This is a genomic window from Paenibacillus planticolens (assembly GCF_013141725.1).
Taxonomy (GTDB): domain Bacteria; phylum Bacillota; class Bacilli; order Paenibacillales; family NBRC-103111; genus Paenibacillus_E; species Paenibacillus_E planticolens.
In genome coordinates, this window is sequence record NZ_WHNZ01000076.1 from 26,537 (window position 1) to 50,254 (window position 23,718).

At 48.9% G+C, this 23,718-nt stretch carries 12 protein-coding genes; 11 read left to right on the forward strand and 1 reads right to left on the reverse strand.

Translation table 11 applies throughout. From position 1 onward, the window contains the following. Positions 1 to 207: 207 nt before the first annotated feature. The 6 genes from GC097_RS29325 (at position 208) to GC097_RS29350 (ending at position 15,773) form a co-directional block, all read left to right on the forward strand. Complete coding sequence (locus tag GC097_RS29325) at positions 208 to 1,116, forward strand: ABC transporter permease (protein WP_171686818.1); 909 nt, start codon at positions 208 to 210, stop codon at positions 1,114 to 1,116. Positions 1,117 to 1,125: 9 nt separating this feature from the next. Continuing rightward, positions 1,126 to 2,055, forward strand: coding sequence for a carbohydrate ABC transporter permease (locus tag GC097_RS29330; protein ID WP_246294534.1), 930 nt, complete (start codon positions 1,126 to 1,128; stop codon positions 2,053 to 2,055). 60 nt (positions 2,056 to 2,115) lie between these two features. After that, positions 2,116 to 3,675, forward strand: coding sequence for an ABC transporter substrate-binding protein (locus GC097_RS29335; protein ID WP_171686819.1), 1,560 nt, complete (start codon positions 2,116 to 2,118; stop codon positions 3,673 to 3,675). Between the two features lie 92 nt (positions 3,676 to 3,767). Further along, on the forward strand, positions 3,768 to 6,002 hold the full coding sequence (locus GC097_RS29340) for an AraC family transcriptional regulator (protein ID WP_171686820.1): 2,235 nt from the start codon (positions 3,768 to 3,770) through the stop codon (positions 6,000 to 6,002). 45 nt (positions 6,003 to 6,047) lie between these two features. Beyond that, positions 6,048 to 10,463, forward strand: a complete 4,416-nt coding sequence (locus tag GC097_RS29345; protein WP_246294535.1) for a fibronectin type III domain-containing protein — start codon at positions 6,048 to 6,050, stop codon at positions 10,461 to 10,463. Positions 10,464 to 10,466: 3 nt separating this feature from the next. Then, positions 10,467 to 15,773, forward strand: a complete 5,307-nt coding sequence (locus GC097_RS29350; protein ID WP_171686821.1) for a sugar-binding protein — start codon at positions 10,467 to 10,469, stop codon at positions 15,771 to 15,773. A gap of 370 nt (positions 15,774 to 16,143) precedes the next feature. Here the strand turns inward: GC097_RS29350 and GC097_RS29355 are convergent, their stop codons facing one another. Next, on the reverse strand, positions 16,144 to 17,025 hold the full coding sequence (locus GC097_RS29355; protein ID WP_171686822.1) for an AraC family transcriptional regulator: 882 nt from the start codon (positions 17,023 to 17,025) through the stop codon (positions 16,144 to 16,146). Between the two features lie 194 nt (positions 17,026 to 17,219). Between GC097_RS29355 and GC097_RS29360 the strand changes: the two genes are divergently transcribed. The 5 genes from GC097_RS29360 (at position 17,220) to GC097_RS29380 (ending at position 23,673) form a co-directional block, all read left to right on the forward strand. Next, positions 17,220 to 18,260 (forward strand): glycoside hydrolase family 88/105 protein, encoded by a 1,041-nt coding sequence (locus tag GC097_RS29360; RefSeq protein WP_171686823.1) that lies wholly within the window; start codon positions 17,220 to 17,222, stop codon positions 18,258 to 18,260. A 136-nt stretch (positions 18,261 to 18,396) separates the two neighbouring features. Continuing rightward, positions 18,397 to 20,253, forward strand: a complete 1,857-nt coding sequence (locus GC097_RS29365) for a cache domain-containing sensor histidine kinase (RefSeq protein ID WP_171686824.1) — start codon at positions 18,397 to 18,399, stop codon at positions 20,251 to 20,253. 202 nt (positions 20,254 to 20,455) lie between these two features. Further along, positions 20,456 to 21,772: an extracellular solute-binding protein gene (locus GC097_RS29370; RefSeq protein WP_171686825.1), complete on the forward strand. Its 1,317-nt coding sequence runs from the start codon at positions 20,456 to 20,458 to the stop codon at positions 21,770 to 21,772. Positions 21,773 to 21,894: 122 nt separating this feature from the next. Next, positions 21,895 to 22,821 carry a carbohydrate ABC transporter permease gene (locus GC097_RS29375; protein ID WP_171686826.1) on the forward strand — a complete coding sequence of 309 codons (927 nt, stop codon included), beginning with the start codon at positions 21,895 to 21,897 and terminating at the stop codon, positions 22,819 to 22,821. A gap of 21 nt (positions 22,822 to 22,842) precedes the next feature. Further along, a complete protein-coding gene (locus GC097_RS29380; protein ID WP_171686827.1) occupies positions 22,843 to 23,673 on the forward strand; it encodes a carbohydrate ABC transporter permease in 831 nt (276 codons plus the stop codon). Positions 23,674 to 23,718 lie beyond the last annotated feature (45 nt).

The following is a 23,718-nucleotide window of genomic DNA, read 5'->3' on the forward strand; positions in this document are numbered from 1 at the left end:
AGAAAGCTCCCCACTCTCCAACAGGACCTAGCCGCAGGCTAGGTCTTTTCTCTGTTCCGCAAGTTCCGTTTCCGCGCCTAAGTTTGAAATCTGACTTTTCGACCGGAAGAAGCAGTATTCGAACTATGCAGATTGTTCCGGATTCATTAAGGTAAGGGTGCAGACAGACAGCAGCAACTTCAACAGACAGGAAGGAGTATCAGGCTTATGAGCTTCATTAGGGAGATTTCAAGGAACCGTCAGCTGTATGTATTGGCTGTTCCGGGCATTATCTTTTTGGCGATCTTCTCCTACATTCCGATGATGGGACATTTGATTGCGTTCCAACGCTTTCAACCGGTCAAAGGGATTTGGGGAAGCAAATGGGTGGGCTTTGACAATTTCAAGTTTTTTTTCGGAGGGCACGATTGGGTGCGAGTCACGTTCAATACACTGTATCTGAACCTGCTCTTTCTCATCTTCGGTATAGGGATGGCCATCGTTCTGGCCATTATCGTGAATGAAGTCAGGTCGACGCTCTTCAAGAAATTGAGCCAGTCGCTCATTTTCCTTCCCTATTTTATTTCCTGGTTGGTGGTCAGTCTGATGATGCTCGCTTTTATGAGCACGGAAGGCTTGATGAACGGCTTGCTCAAGAGCTTGGGGATGGATACGATAAATTGGTATCAAAGTGTGCATCTGTGGCCGTTTCTTTTAACATTGGTGTACATATGGAAGTTTTCTGGCTACTACTCCATCATTTTTTTGGCCGCGATTGTGGGCATTTCCAACGAATACTACGAATCGGCGAAGATCGACGGGGCGACCCGGTTCCAACAAATTCTGCATATCACGATTCCTTCGATCCGCTCGGTGATCGTTGTGCTGATGCTGCTCGGTGTCGGACGTATTTTCTTCGGGGACTTCGGCATGATCTACGGAATTATCGGGGACAATTCGATTCTGTATCCGACCACCGATGTCATTGATACGTATTCGTTCCGGGCACTCCGCCAGCTGGGCAACTTCGGTATGTCTTCGGCCGTTGTGCTGTATCAATCGATGATGGGCCTTATCACCATCCTCATTTTTAACCGAATCGCGAAGAAAATTGATTCCGATTCCAGTCTCTTTTAGGAGGAGCTTATGGAAGTCACAGTTATGGCAGCACCCGATAAAACGGCTCGAACGCGAATCCAATCGGATACATCCTGGCGTGAGAAACTGTTTCTAGGTTTCATCTATGTATTCATTGCAGCCTTCAGCCTCGTTTGTGTGATTCCCTTCTGGATCGTCTTGGCGGATTCTTTCGCTTCCGAGGCGAGTTTCCTCCAATATGGGTATCAAATCCTTCCTAGCGAGTGGAGTCTGGACGCTTACAAGTTTTTGCTGCAAGGGGGACAGTTCCTCACCAGCTACAAAAATTCTCTCATCGTCACCATTGTAGGAACCGCGCTGGCCGTCGTCATGACCTCTATGTTCGCCTATGTGCTGGCGCATCCCAAGGTGAAATACCGCCATGTCCTTTCCTTCTTAACCTACTTGGCGATGGTTCTCGGCGGCGGCTTAGTTGGCTTTTATATCATGGTGACCAATTGGCTTCACCTGAAAGACTCTTTGTGGGCGCTCATTCTTCCCTATTTGCTGAATCCTTTCTATGCGTTCATTCTCGTTGCCTTCTATAAATCGCTGCCTTATGAAATTAACGAGGCCGCAACGATTGACGGAGCAGGGGATATTCGTCTTTTCTATAAAATTATTGTGCCGATCTCCACACCGGTCATTGCGACGGTTTCGCTTTTTTATGCCATTCAGTATTGGAACGATTGGTATTTATCCTTGCTGTTCATCGACAATTATAAACTGCATCCCTTGCAGCTGATGATCCGCCAATTAATATCGAATCTCAATGTTTCCTCTTATGTCGGCGGCGGCGCCAGCTATCAAGTATCGGCTCCGACGAGCGCCATTCAGTTGGCAACCGTTTGTCTAACAATCGGTCCGATTGTGTTCCTCTATCCTTTTCTGCAAAAGTATTTCGTGAAAGGCATTACGATTGGCGCTGTAAAAGGTTAAGTTTAAGACGGTTTCACCCGAGTCTCTCGGTTTAACATATTTCTACAGGAGGTCGCAACAATGAATAGAACAAAATGGACAGGTACCGCTCTAACGATGGTGATGCTGGCAAGTGTGCTAGTGGCTTGTACGAGTAAAAATGCAGAGCCTGCTGCGACGAATGCGCCTGGTAGTACGGCAGATGCCGTGGGAGCGAAGAAGCTGGACCCCGTCACGCTCAAAATTATGGTGCCCGGAGACAGGCCCAAAGATTTCGACGGCGTGATTCAGGAAGCGGAGAAAAGGATGGCGGGTTCCCTAAACGTGAAATTGGACGTTGTCTTCGTGCCATGGGCCGATCTGGCTCAGAAAACCCAGGTTACGCTTTCATCCGGCGAAAACATCGACTTGATCTTCGATGCGCCATGGCTGCATCTGACGCAGCAAATCGCCGCCGGCAGCTATGAACCGCTCGATGATCTGCTCAAGCAGTACGGGCCGAACATTCTCAAGAACCGACCGCAGCAAATGTGGGACGCTAACAAATTCGACGGAAAAATCATGGGCATCCCCAACGGCAACTCGTTTGTTCAGGGACGTGTTTACTACGTGAGGAAGGATCTTCGCGAACAGCTTGGCATCGCCCCTATCAAAACCTATGACGATTTGATCAAATTTGCCTATGCGGTGAAAGAGAAGGTGCCGAACATCACACCGCTGGTGCCGGCCGGTCAAGATGTGAACAAAGGCCTCTCGGAAGGCGCATTCCGGCATTATTGGGCGGATAATAAGGCGAATATTCAACCAAGTCCTGCGCTATCCGAATCCCTCACGTTGTACACCAAGAACAATGATAGCAAAATATACAATCTGTTTGACGAGATGGATCCGATGGTGTGGTCATGGATTCAAAATGCCCGCAAACTGTATCAGGATAAGATTATCAGTCCGGATGTGCTAGCTATCAAAGATGTTATGGAGCCGGCCAAACAAGGCAAAGCGGCGATCATTGCCAGCAATGATTTCGGCGTGAAGGACGATATCCAGAAAGCTTTAAAAAGCGGCAATCCCAAAGCGGAATTTGAAGCTGTCACATTTATGAATCTGAACAAAGGAGCTGTCCTGACGAACTCCCTGCAGTATAATTTCATTTCCGTTCCCGTCGTGAGCAAGCATAAGGAGCGGGCCATTCAGTTCCTGGATTGGGCCAATCAGAAGGACAATTACGATCTGTTAGTGTATGGAATCAAGGATAAGAACTGGGAAGCGATCGGAGATGACCAGTATACGTTCAAAGGCGACGGTTACACCTGGTTCCCTTATGTATGGATTTGGAATCCGACGACAGACCGGCAGGATGCCAGCCAAAACGAGGAGACCAAGAAGCTGAACAAGTGGACGGCAGATGCCAGCAATTTCACGATTGACAAGCTGTCAGGGTTTACGTTCAACAACGCGCCGGTCAGCAATGAGATTTCCCAATACACCAGTATTGAGGCGAAATACTATTCCGCTTTGTTCAACGGGGTTGTCGATTCCGATGCTTATTGGGCCAAATTTAAAGCAGAAGCGGCACCTTTAGCGAAGAAAATTCAACTCGAAGAACAGAAGCAAATTGACGCCTTCCTGACCAAAAAGTAAAAATCAAACCTCAGAATCAATATTGGAACCTCACAGCTCTTCCTAAATGTGCTTTAATAAATAGGGACATGAAACGATGAAGGGGAGTTCAGATGCTGAGATTTCTGCCAGAAAAAACGTACCTTCGCAATTTTTTGAATATGGGACTGCTGTTTACAGTAATCATCCTGTTGTTCTCCTATTTATTAAGGCAGCAATATTCCAAACAGGCTTATGAGGATATCAATCAATTGATGGCAACGAAGACCGACAGTTTGAGTCAAGGTTTCGAGTATCAGCTGGACCACCTTCGTTCATATGCATTGAATATTTACCAGGACCCCGAGATTACGAATTGGCTGCTGTCCGATCAGAGCGAGCCTTTATCTACGGCGGCGGCGTTCAGATCCGTCTCCAAATATATGAGTTTGCAATCGTTCATCGCCTCGACGTACTTGGTGAACATGAAGACGGAGCAAGTCATTAATTCGAAAGATGGCATTCATACTTTTGCTAATTTTGAAGATCAGGCGATGCTGGCGCGTGTCCGCAATCAGCCGCCGACGATGCTCCGATTTTTCGATCATACACTGGCTAACGAATCTTACTTGGCGTTGACGGTGCCATCCAACCGTTCCAAAATCGCTAGCCAGGGGTATGTCGTTATTTTGCTGAACAAGAGTCTGCTGGAGAAGTATTTGCTGCAAAATTTGAATGATGCGACGGCCAATATTTTGATTTTGGACGGCAATCAGCATGTCATTCTCGGAGGCTCCAACGCCTTCGATGCCAAGCAACTGCTCCAGCCGGATTTGAAAAATCATCAAGTCTATCTGGACCATAATGTGTATTTGATTCATGCTCACGCGTTTCAGGTGGAGGATTGGACGCTCTACTCGATCGTAAAACTGAAGGATATCAGCAAGAATATTGACAAGATCGAACTGGAAATTCTCGGCATGTGTTTGTTTCTGCTTATCCTGCTGTCCGCTCTGACCTTCTGGAACTCGCGGCGTCATTTCAAGCCATTCAGCCAGTTGGCCACCCAAATGAAGGAAACGGTCGCTTCAACTTTACCGGGAGCAGAAAACAAGCATAATACAGAGTTTTCGATTATTAAATCAGGCTTGGATCATATGGTCAAAACGATGGAGGAGATGAACAGCGTCATTCGCAATCATCACGAAGTGATCAAGAATGAGTTTTTGAGGCAGTGGCTGCTGCAAGGTACGTACAATGAGGCTTTTCTCAAAACGGGGAGTACACGTCTGCAGACGCTGCTGAGCTCGGACATTTATTTGGCGGTCATGCGTATTAATCGGTTTCAAGCGTTCTCGGATCGTTATTCGTACGCATCGAGGAAGCTGCTCATTTATGCGATGGGCAATATCGCCGGAGAAGTGTTGGAGAAGCATGGCTTTGTATCCGAAACCGTCGATCTGGGAAGCGATCATGTGGCTGTGATGATTAGCGGCGACTTGCATAGGGTGAATCTTACAGAGGCTGTCTATCAAGCTAGAGAAGAGATCGGCCATTGGCTGCAATTCCATGTTACCGTAGCGCTAAGCGGACGGACAGCGGTGCATAGCAATATGCGAAGCGTATATGACCGCACGTATGACCTCACCTTGCTGAGATTTTTTAATGAGCAGGATAAAGTGTACGTGGAAGATGATTTGGGTGATTATTGGTCCGAACAGCAGTCCGATTTCGATGAAAATCTGGTGCAAGAGCTGATTCAATCTGTGCGCAAAGCGCAGAAGGAGAAAGTGCGCGAGCAGTTGGACGAATTATTCGCGAAGCTGCAGACTCTGTCGTATACGGAGTGCCAGTTCCAGTTGAAGCTGCTGCTGTTTTACATTTTCAAAGCGTTCAATAAAGTTATGTCTGACCAAGAGCCCGGCGGGGTCGATTTGCTTCTTCAGAAGTTCGATACTTTGCTGGATGTGAAGGAGTGGGTGTACAGCCAATTCGTTACCATTATCGACAGCGTTGCGCTCAAGAGTTCCGCTTCCAACCGGAAGGAGGAACTGGCTTCGGAGATGTTTGACTATGTCAAGCAGCATTTCCATGACCCGATGCTTACTCTGGAAAGCATTGCCGATTATTTGGTGCTTTCCGTCAGCTATGTACGGCTTGTTTTCAAAGAAACGTATCTCATCACACTGTCTGATTTCATTCATCAGGAGCGTCTGGAGCAAGCCAAAAAGCTGCTCGTATCGACGGATTTGCCGGTGCTTCATATCGCGGAACGCTCGGGATTCCAGTCGAAAACGACGTTTTTTACCTCATTTAAAAAGTACACGGGCTTAACGCCTAATCAGTACAGGGAGCAAAACAACGACTAATCATTCGAAATCATTCAAAATTTCTTCATGGAGGAGGGTTTAATGATGATGGAAAAAAGCAAAAGATGGATCTGTTGGTTGCTAATAGGGGTGCTTGCGCTCTGCAACCTGCCCGTGTATATCGCAGCGGAGGGCGGCCCCTACACGCTGGATAACTTGCTGGCGGCCGATATGGATACACACTTTGACGGAGGGGTAAGTCCCTTTACGCCAGCAAGCGACACATCCGGAGGATCGCAAAGGATCGTATCGGTTAATGGCAACAATGCCCTTGAGTTTCGCGATGCTTCACTGGGGACGAATTTAAGCAGTTCTTTTTATTATCAGTTGAACAGCGGCAGACTCAAGAATCGGATGAATGAAATCTATAATATGCCGGTAGGCAGTCCCCCTGTCGAGTTTGTTTTTTCCTACAAGCTGATGCGCAGCGCAGCAAGCAATAAGCCTGTAGCCAAAGATATTTACGCGCAGATTCAATTGGCTCCTTACGATAATGTGCTGATTCCTCGTTTTCCGGCAGATATGCCTAGTATTTCGGGGACGGCAGCCTACCTGAACAATGTGCCCGATGAGTTGAAAACTGTGAACGACAGCGATCTGGCCAGCTATCGATTCAAGGTATACCCCAATGGCGGACAGAAAAACATTACAAGTGTGAAACTAACGTTCTCGGTTCGTGTGGATACAGGCGGGACGGACGAAGCCTACCTGGTCGACGATTTGGCGATTTCCGAAGTGAAGAGCCCGCAGGAGCTGGATACGGAAGCCCCGACAGTCCCAACCCAGTTAACGCTTGCTGGGAAGTCAGATACGAGTGTTAACTTGAGTTGGACAGCTTCGAGCGACAATGTGGGAGTTACGAGATATGACATTTATCGCGATGGTTTTCCAGTTGATTATGTAAGCGGTTCCACCACGGCGTACACTGTAGTCGGTTTGTCGCCGAACACGACCTATCGCTATTTGGTGAAGGCCAGAGATGCAGCTGGAAACTTGTCAGCAGCCAGTAATGAGGTGACAGTTACGACAGATCCGTCTATCGGCGGTTTGCCTGAACCGCTTGGAGATCGCGATATCGGGAATGTGAAGCCTGCGGGCAGCGCAAGCTACAACCCGGTTATGGGCAGGATCAAAGTGCAGGGTTCCGGCAGCGACATTTTTGGCACGGAGGATGCGTTCCATTATGTCTATCGCCCTTGGACAGGGAATGGGCAGGTTGTGGCGCGCGTCTATGGCATAGAGAACGGCGTAACCTGGACGAAAGCGGGCGTTATGATCCGTGCGAGCATGTCGGAGCAGTCGCCTAATGTGATGATGGCGCTGACGCCTGCTGGCGGGACCTATTTCCAGGATCGGCTTCAAGCGGGCGGAGCCTCCACCTCAACGTCGGGAACACAAGTCAGTCCGCCTTATTGGGTGAAGCTGGTTCGTAAAGACAACGTAATCAGCGCGTATGATTCCAGCGACGGCATCAACTGGACGCTGATCAAGAAAGAGACGATGAGTCTGCCGGAGACGGTGTACTTCGGGCTGGCGGTGACGAGCCACAATACCGGCAAGCTGGCTGCAGCGGAATTCGACCAAGTGAGCATCGGTGAAGTCCCGCCGGCGGAAAGCACGAACTCCCCTTTTCCCGGTACAGTGGAAAGCAGGAGACAATGGCTGTGGGACAAAACAAAAACGATGTCGGAGATGGGTCTGCAGCTGAATATCGTCCAGTATGTCGCGCAAATTGTTGATGGGCAGAACGTAGCTGGAAACCTGCAAAAAATCGATAAGATGTTTCAAGCCTACGATGCCGAGCAGTATAAAACGGTGTCCAAAATGTATGCCTACTTGATGGTTGGCAATCAATTCAACAGTACGATGATCGATCATGTCAAAGCGTATTTCGCGCAATATGCGTATGCAAAGCTGCCGCAAACGGAAAATCTCCGAATGAGCAATTATACGGCAGGCTATTTGGTAGGCCAGTCTTTCCCTGATCTTCAGGATTTGAATGGCAAATCCGGAGCTGTTCTGAAGAGCGAGAACAGAGCGAATATTGAAGAGATGCTGAGTGCCGGGGTTCGTTACGGGTGGGCGGAATATGAAAGCCCGGAATATACGTTCATGACCTACTTTTGTCTGAATGCGTTATACCAGTATACAGATGAGCCCGATTTTAAGCAGAAGTTAAAAATGGCGATGGATGTCATGTGGTTCGAATGGGCCAATGACTGGATCGACGGCACCTTCATCTCCACCTCGAACAGGGCCAAAGGCGATTCTGTCTCGGCGAGCGATCTGACATGGAGAGGGGCCGATCATACGGCGCTGTCCTGGATGTATTTCGGCGGCAATCGCGCGCAAGAAGGGATCGGCGAAACGGATGCTTTGGTTCCTTCCGCGTACCGCCCTTATCTGGAATACTTGGGCATGGTTCTCTATCGCGGCATGAGTTATACGCCGCCCGAAATGGCTGTCCGAATCGGGCAATCCGGCGATAAAAGCTACGCTTCGCGCAAGACGAATCTGCAAAATTCGAGCGGCCGCAATTTGAAAACATACCGTCAGGCGTATGTGAAGCCGACTTGGGGCCTGGCAACGGAAGTTACCTATAATCGGGTCGATAACTGGATCGAAGATATTCCGGTTGTCCTGCGCTGGCATTCGGCCAAGGCCAATCCGCTCTTCCGGGTGAATGCCGACCAAGGCGACAGCCCGATCGGCAATTATGATCAACCGGCCAATCATCGCATCATGCAGGATGGCAAAGCAGCCGTCGGCGTATATAAATTGTTGAATAGTCCTACCTCGAATTATCTGAATGCTATGTTTCCCGACACGGGTTCTATTATTTCCCGAGAGGAACAGTCCGGATGGGTCTTTAACAATGCCGGTCCAATGTATTTTGCCTTTAAAATGATAAAACCTTACTCTTGGTACTACCAGACGCCTACGGATCCTTCGAATAAAGTGAAGACTACGGCGAAGCTGCATCCGACCAGTCAGCTTTCGTACAGCTACAATATTTTGCGCAGTCAGGCTGACAAAAACGGGTGGGTGCTGGAAACGGCGGATGCCTCGGAATATGCGGACTTCGCCAGCTTCAAGAACGCGATTCTGACGAAAACGACGGTCGACAGCTCGCATATTGACGAAGCTAATCCGCGCCTGATTTACCGCAGCTTAAGCGGAGATTCGCTGGATATTACCTTCGATGACGCCGCAAACGCTTATAACAACACGCACAAAATCAATGGCAATGCTATCAATTATGGAGCTTTTAAGCTTTTTGATACGCCTTGGCTTCAGCAGGATCAGAATGGGAATCTTTTTACGGCTGCGCAGGGCGGTGAAGTACTGACTTACGATTTCGCCAACTGGACGATAACGAAACAAACTAATTCCGTTACTGTGCCAAACAGCAGCTTTGAGAATGGAGCGGCAAGTCCTGATTACTGGACGGACAGAGCTTGGGCAGGCAGTCCTGTACGAACATGGGATTCAGTTACGTCGAGGACGTACGGTCATTCTGTGAAAATTGTTAACGCAGCTTCTGGCGATTACGGCGGATGGAGCTTGGCAGACAGCAGCCTGATCGCGGTCAGTCCTGGAACTGCTTATACGCTCAAAGCATGGGTAAAGAGCGACAATGTCAACGCAGCCGACGGAGCTCACGTTGGCATAACGTTTTATAAGAGCGATGGAACGACGGTTACGGGCAGTACGTATTTGTCTCCTAATGTGAGAGGTACAAACAATTGGACCCCGAGCGAAGTAACGGCGACGGCACCGGCCGATGCGGCGAAAATCAGGCTTGATTTGAGGCTAAAAGGAACAGGAACAGCTTGGTTTGATGATGTTGAGCTGCTGAAACAAGCCGATCGTCCGGTAACGCTGGAACCGTTGTTTGAGGACAGCTTTGCGGCAGGGATTGGCAAGTGGGATGTATTCGGCAGCACGGACTGGCAGGTACAGGGCAGCGGTACCGATGCGCAGCTGGCGGGCACTACAACGGCCACATTTCCTCAACGTGTGGTGGTGAAGCCAGCTTTGCTTCCTTACAGCACCTCTAATTACAATTTGACATTCTTGGCAAAAGGGGACCGCTTCCGGACGATGTTCCGTTATGCGTCTAGCACCGGCTATTATTTTCTGGAATTTAAAAATACGAAAGTTGTTGAATTGTGGAAGTATCCGAATTCATCTGTCAATGAGCAGGTGGGCGCCCAGGTAGATATCGGAGCTGCGCTGCCGGGCTTCAACCTGGCGGATTGGCATCAATACCAAGTGGAAGTGAACGAATCAACCTACAAGCTAATCATTGATGGGATAGAAGCTGCTTCATTTACAGATGCATCTTTGACGGCAGGGGGGATTGGATTTTCTTTAAAAAGTGTGGGAGCCCCCGTATCTATGAATGTGAAGAATGTGGTCGTTAAGCCTATCGTCAATTCACTGCCCGGGGGTAATTGATGTATGAAACAGCTGATCAGAAGCTTATGCCTGCTGCTGGCCATTGTTCTGCTGCCATGGTTTTCGCTGAATGCCGTGGCAGCGGAGCCCTCTCCGCTGTTTACGGACAGCTTCACGGGAGGGCTAGGGAACTGGGATTTGTTCGGCACCACAGCTTTTACCATTGACGGTAGCGGTTCGCAAGCCCAACTCAAAGGCACGACAACGGCGACATCTCCGCAGCGTGCGGTCGTCAAAACCGCCAAGCTTCCTTACAGCTCCACGGATTACGATATTGGCTTTATGGCGGCAGGAGATCGCTTCCGGCTCATGTTCCGGTATTCTTCGGGAACGAGCTACTATTTTCTGGAGTTTAAAAATACGAAGTCGGTGGAACTTTGGAAATATCCAAATTCCTCGACTAATGTGCAGGTAGGGGCACCTGTGGATATCGGGGCTGTCATTCCGGGATTTAATTTGTCGGATTCTCATGCGTATCGGCTGAGAGTCAAAGGGAGCGAGTTTAAGCTCTACCTGGATGAAACGTTAGCAGCGACATTCATCGATACGTCGCTTACGGCAGGGGGAATCGGGTTCTCTTTGAAAAGCGTCGGCCCCGCTGTTAATCTGGCCGTGAAGCAGGTTGTGGTGTCGCCCAATAATACGCAGGACACTTTCATTCACACGCCGGCGGCAGAGGTTCCGTATAATACGGATTTGCCATTAACGTTCACCCTTGTAGGTACGAGCTCGGCGACTAACGCTCAGATTCATTATACGTATGGGGACGAAATCCAGGGGCAGATCGTTCCGGCGGCAGGAAGCGGAAGCGGCCCGTATTCGGGCACGATTCCCGGATCGAACCGCTATAGGCAAATCCGTTATTATTTGACGGCGCAAGATGCCGAGGGCAGGTCCATGCGCTACCCGGAATCCGGGGAGATCATCGTTCCGATCCAAACGATTGTGCCGTATCGCAATAATTTCGAGGGAGAAACGGTTGGCGCAGCGCCTGCGGGTTGGAAAACAGGCGGAAACACCAGGATCATTCAACTGCCGGACGGCAACAAGGTATTTAACTTGAATGGATCGGGCAGTGCCAAGCTGAATCTTCCGATGTACCAAAACGCAGATAATTTTATCGTTAAATTTAAGGTGAAATATGAACGCACAAGCATGGCGGTGCAAAATACTTGGCGCTTTCGCTACCGGGCTGTTGATGATATGAACAACAATGCGCTGGAGTGGGCGACGCATAACTCCAAATATTTTCTGATGCGGAAAACAACCCTTGGCGGCAACTATTATTTGGCCAACTATGTTCAATCCCTGCTGGATGATTGGCACGATTATGAGCTTCGCGTAAGCGGCATCACCCACAAGCTGTTTATTGACGGGGTGGAAACGGCCAGTGGGGACGATTCCGATGCATTGGCGCTGACAAAAGGCTATTTTCAGTGGAATGTCGTCGGCGGCATCAACCTGATGATCGATGACTTTGTGATCGAGCCGATGCCGATGCCGTATGTCATCGATCTCCAGCCCGCTGGCAATTATGCGGGGATTTATACGCAGGCGGAGTCGCCTGGCTTCAAGCTGGCCTTGGAAGCGGGCGCGGAGGCGCATGCGTTTCAGCTTGATTATACGGTACGCCGCGCGGATGGCGACCAAGGTGTAGTCGCTGCCGGAACGAAGTCGTACAGCTTGGAGGCTTATGTGACGGATACCGAAGTCGTCGCTTTTACGCCAAGCTTGAATGCAATCGGCACCTATGAGGTATCGGCTGCATTCTCGGTTGACGGTGCAGCCCAGCCAGCCAAAAAGATTCGGTTAGCTGTCGTAGAGCAAGCAGCCCCGGTCAAGGAGCCTGATTTGGATAATGAAAGCAAATTTGGCCTGAATACGCATTATGCGCTGAATTGGAATGACGATATCATTGACGGAGCGCGCAAGCTGGGAGCTCGTCACCATCGCTCAGGCATTTCGTGGGACGATGTGGATAAACACGTGCAGGATGGATCAGGTAAGACCGTTTATGATTACAGCAGGGTGGAGCCACAATTAAATAAATTATTTACTTACGGATTTAATCAAATTACGGTGCTGGGCATTGATCGAAATGCCAGCTACCAAGAGGGGACGGCGACGACCACATCCGCTCTCAAAGCAATGGGCGACTTCGTCGCTGCCACGGTTAATCGTTACAAGGGACAAATAAGGCAGTGGGAAATGCCCAACGAGCCGGAAATTTTCTCTAAGCCTTATGTGCCTAGTGAGTTCGTCCAGCTGCAAAAAGTGGCCTATTTGAACATGAAGAAGGCGGACCCGAATGCGATGCTGCTGGCGGGCGATCACACATCGAGCGTGCGCAGCGTGCTGCCTAAGGAGCTGGAGGCCGGATCGTTCGATTATGCCGACGCGTATTCGTATCATCCGTACGTTTACAACTCCATGCCGGATGGTAACCTGCCGAGTGTCATCGCCGGTGTCAAAGATCTTGTCAACGCTTACGGCGGCTGGAAGGATTATTACTTGACCGAGGGAGGCTGGCCGACGGCCAAAGCGGGGTATCCATCCGTATCCGAGGAGGTGCAGCGGGACTATATCGTTCGTGCTTTTCTTAACTACATGGTCACCGATCAAGTCAAAGCTTATGAATATTACAATTACAAAAACGACGGGACAGATGATCGGTATTACGATATTTTCTGGGGAATCACCGACAATGACGGCAGGCCGAAGCTGGCCTACGCAGCCGTTAACCAATTGATGACAACGCTGAATAAAGCGAAATATCTCGGAACTTGGGATACCGCTGACCCAGATGTGGCTGTTCAGGTATTCCTGAATGGAGGAGTACCGATTCTTGTTGCTTGGAAAAAAGTGGACCATAAGGACAATCCGGCTGTTAAGCCTCCTACCAGCACGATTACGCTGCCCTTTGGCGCATCAGGGATGACCGTGAAGGACATTAACGGTGTGAATGTGCCGGTAACGACCGATAGCGGCGGCGTGCAGCTTGTCGTTTCGGGCTCTCCCGTTTATCTCACCGGGGCATCTAAGTCATTTGTGTTTCAAACGGCAGCGAAGCTTCTGCAAAATAAACAGCAGGAGGCGGCTGGCAAGCTGCTTGCTGTGAAAACTACGCAAAATGCGGCGCTGGTTGATACCGATTTGGCAGAGCTGGACCGCATCGAAACACAGCTGGAAGCAGCAGCGGGAAGCGGGAGCCAGGCTGCGGGCTTGGAGCAGGGAATCAAAGACATCTACACGTTAATGGTGCAGATAGCCGATCAATTGAAGAACGGCGATGTGGAGCGAGCTTCAGGCTATGTGGCGCTGGAGGCTTTGTACAACATGGCGGAGAGTGCATCGGTGGCGCTTGCCTACGCGCTCGACGGTATGAGCGCCAATTCACCCGACTATGCTTCATCTGTGCAAGCTTTGACGTCTTCTTATCAAGCCAAAAAAGGCGATAACAGCGTCATGCCGATCTCGACAGCGGCAGTGCTTCGCACGAACCGATACGGGAGGCTGGCGGAGGCAGCCCGCACAAGAGGCAGCTACGCGGAAAGCTACGCCTATAACTTGCTGGCGCGGGAGTTTGCGCGCGCGGCGTCTGCGATCGTCCAGTCGGAGCCGGCCAAATTCATCGGCGTGCTGGCTAATGCGGTGCCTACTCAGGTGAACGGAGAAGCCGGATATGCGAGTGCGCTTACGCTTTCGCTCGTGAACAACACTGAAGTTCCGCAGCAGGTGCAGGTATATTTGCAGGTGCCAAGCGGATGGGAGTCCTTCCAAACGGCACAGGCGGCGGTGAGTGTTGAAATTCCGGCACAGAGTTCGGTCGATCTGCCTTATTCTGTGCTGGTGCCCGAAAATACGCTGAAAGGCCGTTATGAGGTTGGCTTTGACGTTTTGTATAACGGAGCCGCTTTTGACACGAAGAAGGTCCAATTGACGGTGGAGGACGGTCTTGATGTTAAGCTTGTTCCCGTGAAGAAAACGATTGAACAGCTCGATATTTTATCCGTACAATTGACAGGCACTTCATCCTTTGCCAAGACGGGCAAGGTGAGAGTCCAAGGTCCGGACGGCGCCTTGCTGCAGCCGGTTGCTTCGGATGCCTTCCAGGATTTGAAGAAAGGCGATCGTGTGCAATTGGACTTCATATGGACGTACCATGAGCCGGCGGCATTCAATGAATACACAGTTGATATGCAAGTTGAAGAAACAGTCAGAAACAAGATCATATACCACGATCCCGATCTTCCTATTGAGTTTAACCTTGTCCAGAAGGCGAAAGGCTTGACGATCGATGGTGACCTGAGCGACTGGCAGGACGCCTTTCCATTCCATCTTCGCAGCAAAGCCCAGCATTCGAGCGGCTATCGTGACCCTGCCAATTTGGAGGCGACCGCGTATGCCAAATGGGCGTCCGATGGCATTTACTTTGCCGTATCCGTTCGCGACGATATCCATAAGCAATCTGAGAATGCCGCGAACATGTGGAAAAATGATTCCGTTCAAATCAGCTTGGACCCGCTGAACAATCGGGAGTCGCCTTACGGGCCGGACGATACGGAGTGGGGTTTCGCCCTGGCGGATGATGGGACACTGCTTGTGAATATTTTCAATTCGACATCGCCGAATCCGAACGGAGACGTGAGCGGGCAGACACCGTTCCGAGCGGTGCGCGATGAGGCGGCAGGCCGAACCCTCTATGAGTTTCAGATCCCAGGCTCCTATGTCAAAGATCTGAAACCGGAGCTTTTCGGGAAAATAGGGTTAAACGTTGCGGTTAACGATGCTGACCTGCAGAACGGACGGGACGATTTTATTCAGTGGACCCAAGGGACCGCGGATTCGAAGAACACAGCTTTGTATGACTCTTTTGTTTTTATTGATTACACGCCGTCTGCGGATATCTCGGCGCCAACTTGGCCATCTGATGCCAGAGTGATCGCTTCAAATCTGGGAAGTGATCGTATCACGCTGAATTGGACAGATGCGCAGGATAATAGAGCAGTAACAGGATACCGAATCCTGTGGGGGGAAAGCGTGACGGCTAACGTCTACGGTTTCGTGCAGAGCCGTGAGGTGAGCAGTGTTATCGGCAGTGTCTATCACAGCGAATACGCCACATCTGCAGCCAAGGTCATTACAGGCTTGTCGGCGAACACGTCTTACACCTTCATCGTTCAAGCCCAAGATGCGGCCGGAAATTGGAGCGAGTATGCGCCCTATGCCACTTTTCTTACCAAACCGCCAGAGTTAGTCGGTTGGGATGGCAGAAATCGCCGAAGTAGATGGAAAACCTCGTCGAACTAGATGGAAACTCTCCCGTTCACTCAGGCTCAGTCGAGTCGAGCAGGCAAAAGAAGAAAGCACAAAGAACCTGAGGGTGCACCCTCAGGTTCTTTTGCAGCATAAACGGCCAAGCTCCATGCCCCGCAGGATGTTAGGGGAACTACAGGGCGCTATTTTGCTGGAAACAGCCCCTTAGGTAAGAGAGGGGGAACTACAGTCCGCTATTTCACCATTCTGAGCAGATAGTCAGAGTATTGGGGTGAAATAAGACCCTGGAGTTCCCCTTGGGCGCCCGAAAATCCCCATTTCGCCGAAATAAGGGAACAGAGTTCCCTCCCATCGGGCGAATTTCAAGATGAGCCGGTCCCAACCTTATTGAGGAGGGGACCCTTTATTTTTTTCTAAAAAGGTTCGGCGTTATGCCTTCCTCTGATTTGAACGTATGGAAGAAATGAGAGAGATCATTGAAGCCAACGGTGTATGCAATCTCGGTAACAGAGAGAGGGCTGTCCATAAGAAGCCGTTTTGCCTGATCGATGCGATAAAGGATCAAATAACGGTTGATGGAAAGACCGGTCCATTGTTTGAAATGATCGTACATATGGGATCGAGAGACATTAAAGTGTTCATGCAAACGACTGGACTCGATACGATCCGCATAATGCTCTGATAGGTAATGAAGGATTCGTTCAGCCAAATGCAGCGGTGTAAGGTTCGTTTTAGTGTGATCCATGGCGGGTTCTTCCTCCCGGTCAAGCACAATCAACAATCCGGCAAGCAGATGCAGCGCAGCAGCCTCGTAATGAATCTGCCTACCCGCAGCTTCTTGCGAAATTTGCGCAAGCATGGAATGAAAGAACGTGATTTGCTCGGCGGAAACTTTTTTATGCAGCGAGGAAGAGTCGGATTCCAGCAAGAAGCTGCGAACGCCGCCGTCGCTAACGGGAAGTCTTTCAAACCATGATTGAACGAACCGCTCATGAATAGAAAGAACGAAACGATGCAATGGCTTTGTTCCGCTGACACGCGGCCAGTGCAGCACAAAGGGCTTGATGATGGTGAAAGTTCCGGGCTCAAGGGCATACACCCGATCTCCTACCAGCAGTTTTCCCTGCCCTTCCGTACAAAAGTATAACTCGTAACCGCGATGCGAATGCATCTGCGATTGTCCGATTGCACCCGTGCGGAATTGGCAGTGGATCGGGAATTCGTCCAAGAATTGATTCGTTACGGTATCCAAAGCAAATGGGGAAGGATGAGAGAGGGAAACCATGGGATCACCTCCAAAGTTTTGTGATGTGATGCTAGCAGTAAACTTATTGTATCACAGCACGTTTAGCGGGAGTCGGAAACTTTGGAAAATTCCCCATAAAATTCGGACGCTTATCCAAGTTATACGTGAAAAAAACAGGTACTTTGAAGGTAGGAAGAAACGCATGAAAAAAACCTTCAAGGAGTGAGAGTAGGATGAATAGGGACGATCTGAAAGCGGCGGCAGAAAGGGTATATCAGAGAATGGTCGAAGTGCCTTCCACGGAATGGGGAATGAATTTGGATAGCTGGGACTGGGTGCCGGGGGTTGGGGTCATATCGATCCTGGCTTATGCCGAGCATACGCAGAAACAAGAAGTTATCGAATTTTTACGGCTGTGGACGGTACGCAATCATCATTTGAGCGAGCAGGTGAAAGTGATCAACTCGTTCGCTCCTTATGCGATCTTTCCGGATCTTTACCGCCATACAGGGGATCAATGGTATTTGGAGACGGCGAAAAAGATCGGCGACTGGCTGCTGGAGGAAGCACCGCGCACCCGCGAAGGCGCATTTGAGCATACGGTGACGGAGAAGGCTAGTTTTCCTGAGCAGGTATGGGCGGATACTTTGTTTATGGCTGTGCTTTTTTTAGCCCGGCTGGCAAGGCTGACATCGGAGAGCAAATATGCGGAAGAGGCGGCGTTCCAGCTTCTTGTTCATTTGCGCTTGCTTCAAGACCCGCAAACCGGCGTGCTTTTTCACGGATGGAACTGTGCGGATGGCGACCATATGTCAGCGGCCCGTTGGACGCGCGCCAACGCCTGGGTTGTGCTGGCTTGCCCGTGGATTGTTCAAGAAATCGAATCGTTAGTTGATATCTCGAGTGAAATTCCGGAGCGGTACCGGAAGCTTGCTGCAGGGCTAAGGGAGTATCAAGGGGAAGACGGCCTATGGCCTACAGTCTTGGACGAACCGGAATTTTATCGGGAAACTTCCGGAAGCGCAGGCATTGCGGCAGGGTGGCTAGCCGGAATCCGCAGCGGTTGGCTGGATCATAGCTATCTTCTATCGGCGCAGAAAGCCTTAAAGGGTATACTGCCATTCATAGCGTCCGATGGAACGTTAAACGGTGTATCCGGAGGTACTCCGGTCATGCCAAGTATTGCCGCGTATCAAACAATTCCATGTTACCCGACCTTGTACGGACAAGGATTGGCGCTTATTTTGCTGTCCATGGCGATGTCAGATTCATAATGTATCACATCATTAAGTTACAGGCGGCAGCCAAGTTCTTGGCGTAGTCCGCCTTTTTGTTTTTCCTTGCGGGACGGAGTTTTTTTGACTATAGTCCAAGATAGGAAGAAGGCTAACGAAGCAAGGAGTGCTTGGAATGAAATCAGCTAGAATGATGTATGCGAATTTAAGTTTGAGAGTACGGCTGACTTCTTCGTACATTGCGCTGATCGTCGTCTCGATGACCGTACTGGGCGTTGGTTACTATGTGAAGAGTTCGGAAGTTATATTGAAGAATGCAAGCGGAACGTATTTGGGGTTAGTGAAAAGCAGCAATCAATCCTTGGATGCGAAGTTTGCGAGTGTCGAGCAGAGCGCGATCAACATGCATTTGGATGAAGATTTATTCAATGTGTTCAATACAACCGACTTGCAAAAGAAATATTTGGATTATGAAAACGATAGAAAAGTAACCCGGGTTCTGCAAAAATATTTTCCTACTTCGGAAGATGTATACTCGGTCAATTTGGCCACGAAAGAGTATACGTTTGGGGGCAACCCTAATTTCTGGATCCCGAAAAAGGACTTTTCCGCCTCCGATATTTACCAGATAGGGATCAACTCCATAGACCGCACTTTGTGGGTTCCAACGTATAATTTACTTGAAAAATTTTACGCCTCCTCCGCGGTATCCAGCACGAAAGACCAGTACGTATTCACAGCTACGAGGCTGATTAACTTATCGCATGTCGCTAACAACTTGTTGAGATCTATGGATAAAGACGCAGAAAGGCCGATTCTTCTCGTTAATTTCCAGGAATCCATGATCAGCAGGGCGTTCAAGGAGAGTCTTGTTGTGAAGGACTCTTATTATTATGTTTTGACAGGCGACAATGCAGTCGTTTCAACTTCCAATCAAGCCGGCCTCCGGCCCGTAAGCCAGGAATGGATCAACAATGCCATCGCGCGGAAGAGCGGTACGGAATTTGTGCAAGTGGACGGGAAAAAGATGGTCGTCTGCTTTGATGTGATCGCTACGACAGGTTGGCTGTCTGCGGTATTCATTCCGTATGACAATCTTTTGAAAACGATGCCAAATATGTTCAGCTATACGCTCTATTCCACTATATTGGTCATTGTCCTATCCATTTTTCTTGCCTCTTTTTTTTCAAGCCGAATTACCATGCCTCTTAAAAAGCTGATGTGGGGGATTAAACAGATTGGAGAAGGGAATTTCAATACGAGGATTGACACTTATGGCACTAGCGAAGTCAACCTGATCATCCATAAATTTAATCAGATGAACGATAAAATCCAAGTATTGATCGAAGAAAATTACGAGACGCATCTGAAGGAGATGGAGGCCGAATTAAAAGCTCTGAATTTTCAATTCAACCCGCATTTTCTTTATAATACGCTCAATATTATCAACTATTTGGCCATCGAAAATAAGCAGACGGTTATCAGTAACATGCTTGTGGAGCTTTCGGAAATGCTGGAATATACAGCTAAAAAATCCGGCGAAGTGGCTTTCAGCGAAGATGTGAAATATCTACAAAATTACGATTATATTATGAGGCAGCGGTTTGAAGATAAATTTCAAATCGAATATCAAATCGATCCGGCCTTATACCGCTATACGGTGCCCAAGTTTTTCTTGCAGCCTTTCATGGAGAATGCGCTGATTCATGCTTTGGAAGACAGGGAAACAGGCGGGTGGATTCGGGTGAGCGGGAGGATTGCGGGTACAACAAGGATATTTACGATTGAAGACAACGGGAAAGGCATGGACCCGGATACACTTATGCGCGTGCTAGCGACCATAGACGATCCTGTCAGCATGAGCAAATCGATCGGTATCGCCAATGTGAATAAGCGCGTGAAACTCATTTATGGTTCTCAGTACGGTGTAGAAATCCAATCCCAAGGGAATAAAGGTACTAAGATAACAATTACTTTACCGCTACCGCCTGACTCCAATTCCAAGCTATACGAAGAAGGCGGAGAAAGCTGACCATAGAAGCATACCTGCACAAAGGGCTGTCCCTTAAGTCATAGAAATGACTGGGGACCGCTTCTTTTTCATTATGAAAATCAAAAATGTAAGGGTTTTCGGTACAAAAGTCCACCTTTTCACGTTTTTTAGAGTAGGATTGGCCGAATCATCCACGATATGATGAAAGCGTAAACAAGATAACGTACATGGAGGGGTTAAAATGAAAGAAGGAAAGAAAGGGCTGCTCGCGGTCACTAGTCTACTCACGGTATCCCTGCTTGCCGGATGTTCCACAGGCGGACAAACGAACTCAGGCGACACTGCCGGAAACAATAGCCAAGCTGCCCAAAAGGAAGTGGAAATCTCCTACTGGAGACCGCAAGCAAGCGGTCCGGAGGACGACTTCTACGTAAGAAGAGTGGATGAGTTCAATAAGGCTTACCAAGGGAAAATCAAGTTGAAAATGGAGCCCATTACAAGAGGAAACTCCTTTGCCTATGAAGATAAAATTAACGCGGCCGTAGCCTCCCATACGCTCCCAGACGTGCTTTCCATGGACGGTCCGAATGTGGCGAACTATGCAGCATCCAAAATCATCATCCCGCTGGATGAGTATTATACCAAGGACGATTTGAACGACTTCGTTCCATCCATTATCCAGCAGGGGACTTATAAAGATAAATTTTATGCCGCCGGGCTGGCCGAGTCCTCTGTTGTCTTGTTCTACAACAAGAAGATTATGAAGCAGTACGGCATTGAGCCTCCGACGAATATGAAGGACGCCTGGACTTGGGATCAGTGGTATGACGTGATGAAGAAGACAGCGCAGAACGACGTATTCGGTACGAACATGATCAATGACAAAGGCGAGTGGATGACGTACGCTTTCGAGCAAATGTGGATTTCGGCGGGAACGGACATTGTCAATAAAGAAGGCACATCGGCGAAAGGTTGGGTGAACAGCGACAAGGGACTTGCGGCTGCCAACTTTCTGCAAAAGCTGGCCAAGGAAAAATTGTTTAACATTGATCCGAAGCCGACCGAGTTCGAAGAAGGCAAAGCGGCGACAAAGCTGGGCGGGCCGTGGAACATTCCGGGCTTTAAGAACTATCCGGATTTGGAATGGGGCATCACCTATTTCCCTAGGAAAGCTGACGGCATCTCAACCTCGCCATCGGGCAGTTGGGCTATCGGCGTAACTACGGACAGCAAGCATCCGAAGGAAGCGGCGGAAGTGGTGAAGTGGATGACGAACAAGGATAGCTCTGCTCAGCTTGCCAAAGCCATCAGCATGCCGGCCAGCAGGAAATCGGCCTATGACAGTCTGCCGGAATACAACGATCTTCCATTGCGGGTTATTAAGGAACAGGTGACGACGGTATCGCATGCAAGACCTGTAACACCGGCCTATCCGGTGCTGACGCAAAAGTTCGCCGAAGCGTTAACGGACATCATGATGGGAGCCGACGTGAAGAAATCTTTGGATAACGTAGCTGCTTCTTATGATGAAGAATATAAGCGAAACTTTAGCAACTAGAACTTTCAATGATTACGCAGAAGCGGCATTAAGACAGGCTCGATTTCAGCCGGATGCCGCTCCCCGCGGTCATTCCGAAGTGAGGATCTTGGATTTTTGAAGAGGGGAGTGATGATCGATCCATGCAGAACGTTACGACACAAGTTCATACAAACACGAAGTCTAAAGTGACATCAATCGGATTTCAGAAGCGAAGAGAGTCCATCACGGGATATTCATTCATACTGCCAGCTGTGCTCCTGCTCTTTGTATTCCTGCTGCTGCCATTTTTGCTGGCGGTGGTGTTCGGTTTCACCAAATTCAATTTATTGCGGCCGGATCAGATTAAATTTACTGGCTTGGATAACTACATGCTCCTGTTTAAGGATAAGCTCTTTTATAAATCTTTGTATAACACAATGTATTTCACAGTCATCGTTGTTCCCGTCCAATCGGCGGTAGCATTGCTGCTGGCCTTGTTAGTCAATAATCAGCTTAAAATCAGAAATGTATTCCGGATTGCTTACTTTAGCCCGGTTATTACATCGATGACGGTTATCGCTATTTTGTGGATTTCCCTGTATAACCCGAATGAGGGATTGATCAATTCCGCCTTGCATCTGTTTGGCATACCGAAGCAGCCCTTTTTGCGAAGCGCGGATCAGGCGATGAACTCCATCATCTTCATGTCCGTATGGCAAGCGGCAGGATATCAAATGATGATTTTTTTGGCGGGCCTTCAAAGCATTCCAAAAGATTTGTACGAAGCCTCGGCGATGGACGGCGCGAATAAGTTCCAACAGCTCAAATTTATTACGATTCCAAGTTTGTACAATGTTATCGTATTCGTTCTGACGATTACTACGATTCAAGCGGTGAAGCTGTTCACTCAACCTTATGTGATGACGGGCGGCGGGCCGGAGAATTCCACAAGAACGCTCGCGCTGCTCATTTACCAGCAAGGGTTCCAATTCAGGAATGCAGGTTATGCTTCCGCCGTATCCGTTATTTTCTTCCTCATCGTAGTCGCGATCTCGTTTTCTATGAAGAAATTTTTTAAAGACAGATAATAATAGGAAGGAGATGTGCTCATGGCTGATCGTAAGATTAAAATATTCATCTATGCGTCTAATATTATCATGTCGGTGCTCTTTATGATCCCGCTGGTATGGATGGTCGTTTCATCACTGAAACCGGAAAATCAAATTTTCGCAGATCTAGGCTCGATCAAGTCTTTACTTCCTACGACTATAACATTTGATAATTATATAAAAGCTTTCAACCGGATTCCCATGATGAAATATTTATTTAACAGTTTGTTCTATGTTTCGATTATCGGCATAAGCGGCTTAGGGGTTAACTCGATCTGCGGGTATGCGCTGGCCAAGCTTAATTTTAAAGGGAAAGGCGTAATTCTTACCGCCATTATTGCGCTGATGATCGTACCGTTTGAAAGTATCGTGATGCCGCTCTATTTCGTCGTCAACGGCTTGAGCTGGGTGAACACGTGGCTGGCGCTTATCGTGCCGTTCATTGCGAACTGCTTCAGCATTTTCATGTTCCGCCAGTTTTTTATGGACATTCCGAACGAACTTCTGGAATCGGCGGCAATAGACGGCTCGTCTCCTCTGAAAACATTTCTGAAAATTGTCGTTCCCCTTTCAGGACCCGTATTTACGACGGTTTTCATTCTGGATTTTATCTCCCATTGGGGGGATTTCATGTGGCCTATTCTGGTCACTACGGGAGAATCTTTGAGGAATATACAGCTCGGTATTCAAACGTTCTTTACACTTCCTCCTATTTTCTACGGACAAATCATGGCGACGCTTACGTTCACCACTTTGCCGATCGTCGCGATTTTTCTGCTTCTGCAAAAGTACTATGTACAGGGCATCACCAGCACCGGTATCAAAGGGTAATTCGACTCGGCTAATCGGGCCGGGCAACATTTTATGGGAATAGAG

Excerpts from the sequence above, each read along its gene's own strand:
- GC097_RS29340 (WP_171686820.1), top strand. The coding sequence starts at position 3,768 with ATGCTGAGATTTCTGCCAGAAAAAACGTACCTTCGCAATTTTTTGAAT.
- GC097_RS29325 (WP_171686818.1), top strand. The coding sequence starts at position 208 with ATGAGCTTCATTAGGGAGATTTCAAGGAACCGTCAGCTGTATGTATTG.
- GC097_RS29355 (WP_171686822.1), bottom strand. The coding sequence starts at position 17,025 with ATGGTTTCCCTCTCTCATCCTTCCCCATTTGCTTTGGATACCGTAACG.
- GC097_RS29335 (WP_171686819.1), top strand. The coding sequence starts at position 2,116 with ATGAATAGAACAAAATGGACAGGTACCGCTCTAACGATGGTGATGCTG.
- GC097_RS29375 (WP_171686826.1), top strand. The coding sequence starts at position 21,895 with ATGCAGAACGTTACGACACAAGTTCATACAAACACGAAGTCTAAAGTG.
- GC097_RS29365 (WP_171686824.1), top strand. The coding sequence starts at position 18,397 with ATGAAATCAGCTAGAATGATGTATGCGAATTTAAGTTTGAGAGTACGG.
- GC097_RS29380 (WP_171686827.1), top strand. The coding sequence starts at position 22,843 with ATGGCTGATCGTAAGATTAAAATATTCATCTATGCGTCTAATATTATC.
- GC097_RS29350 (WP_171686821.1), top strand. The coding sequence starts at position 10,467 with ATGAAACAGCTGATCAGAAGCTTATGCCTGCTGCTGGCCATTGTTCTG.
- GC097_RS29330 (WP_246294534.1), top strand. The coding sequence starts at position 1,126 with ATGGAAGTCACAGTTATGGCAGCACCCGATAAAACGGCTCGAACGCGA.
- GC097_RS29345 (WP_246294535.1), top strand. The coding sequence starts at position 6,048 with ATGATGGAAAAAAGCAAAAGATGGATCTGTTGGTTGCTAATAGGGGTG.
- GC097_RS29370 (WP_171686825.1), top strand. The coding sequence starts at position 20,456 with ATGAAAGAAGGAAAGAAAGGGCTGCTCGCGGTCACTAGTCTACTCACG.
- GC097_RS29360 (WP_171686823.1), top strand. The coding sequence starts at position 17,220 with ATGAATAGGGACGATCTGAAAGCGGCGGCAGAAAGGGTATATCAGAGA.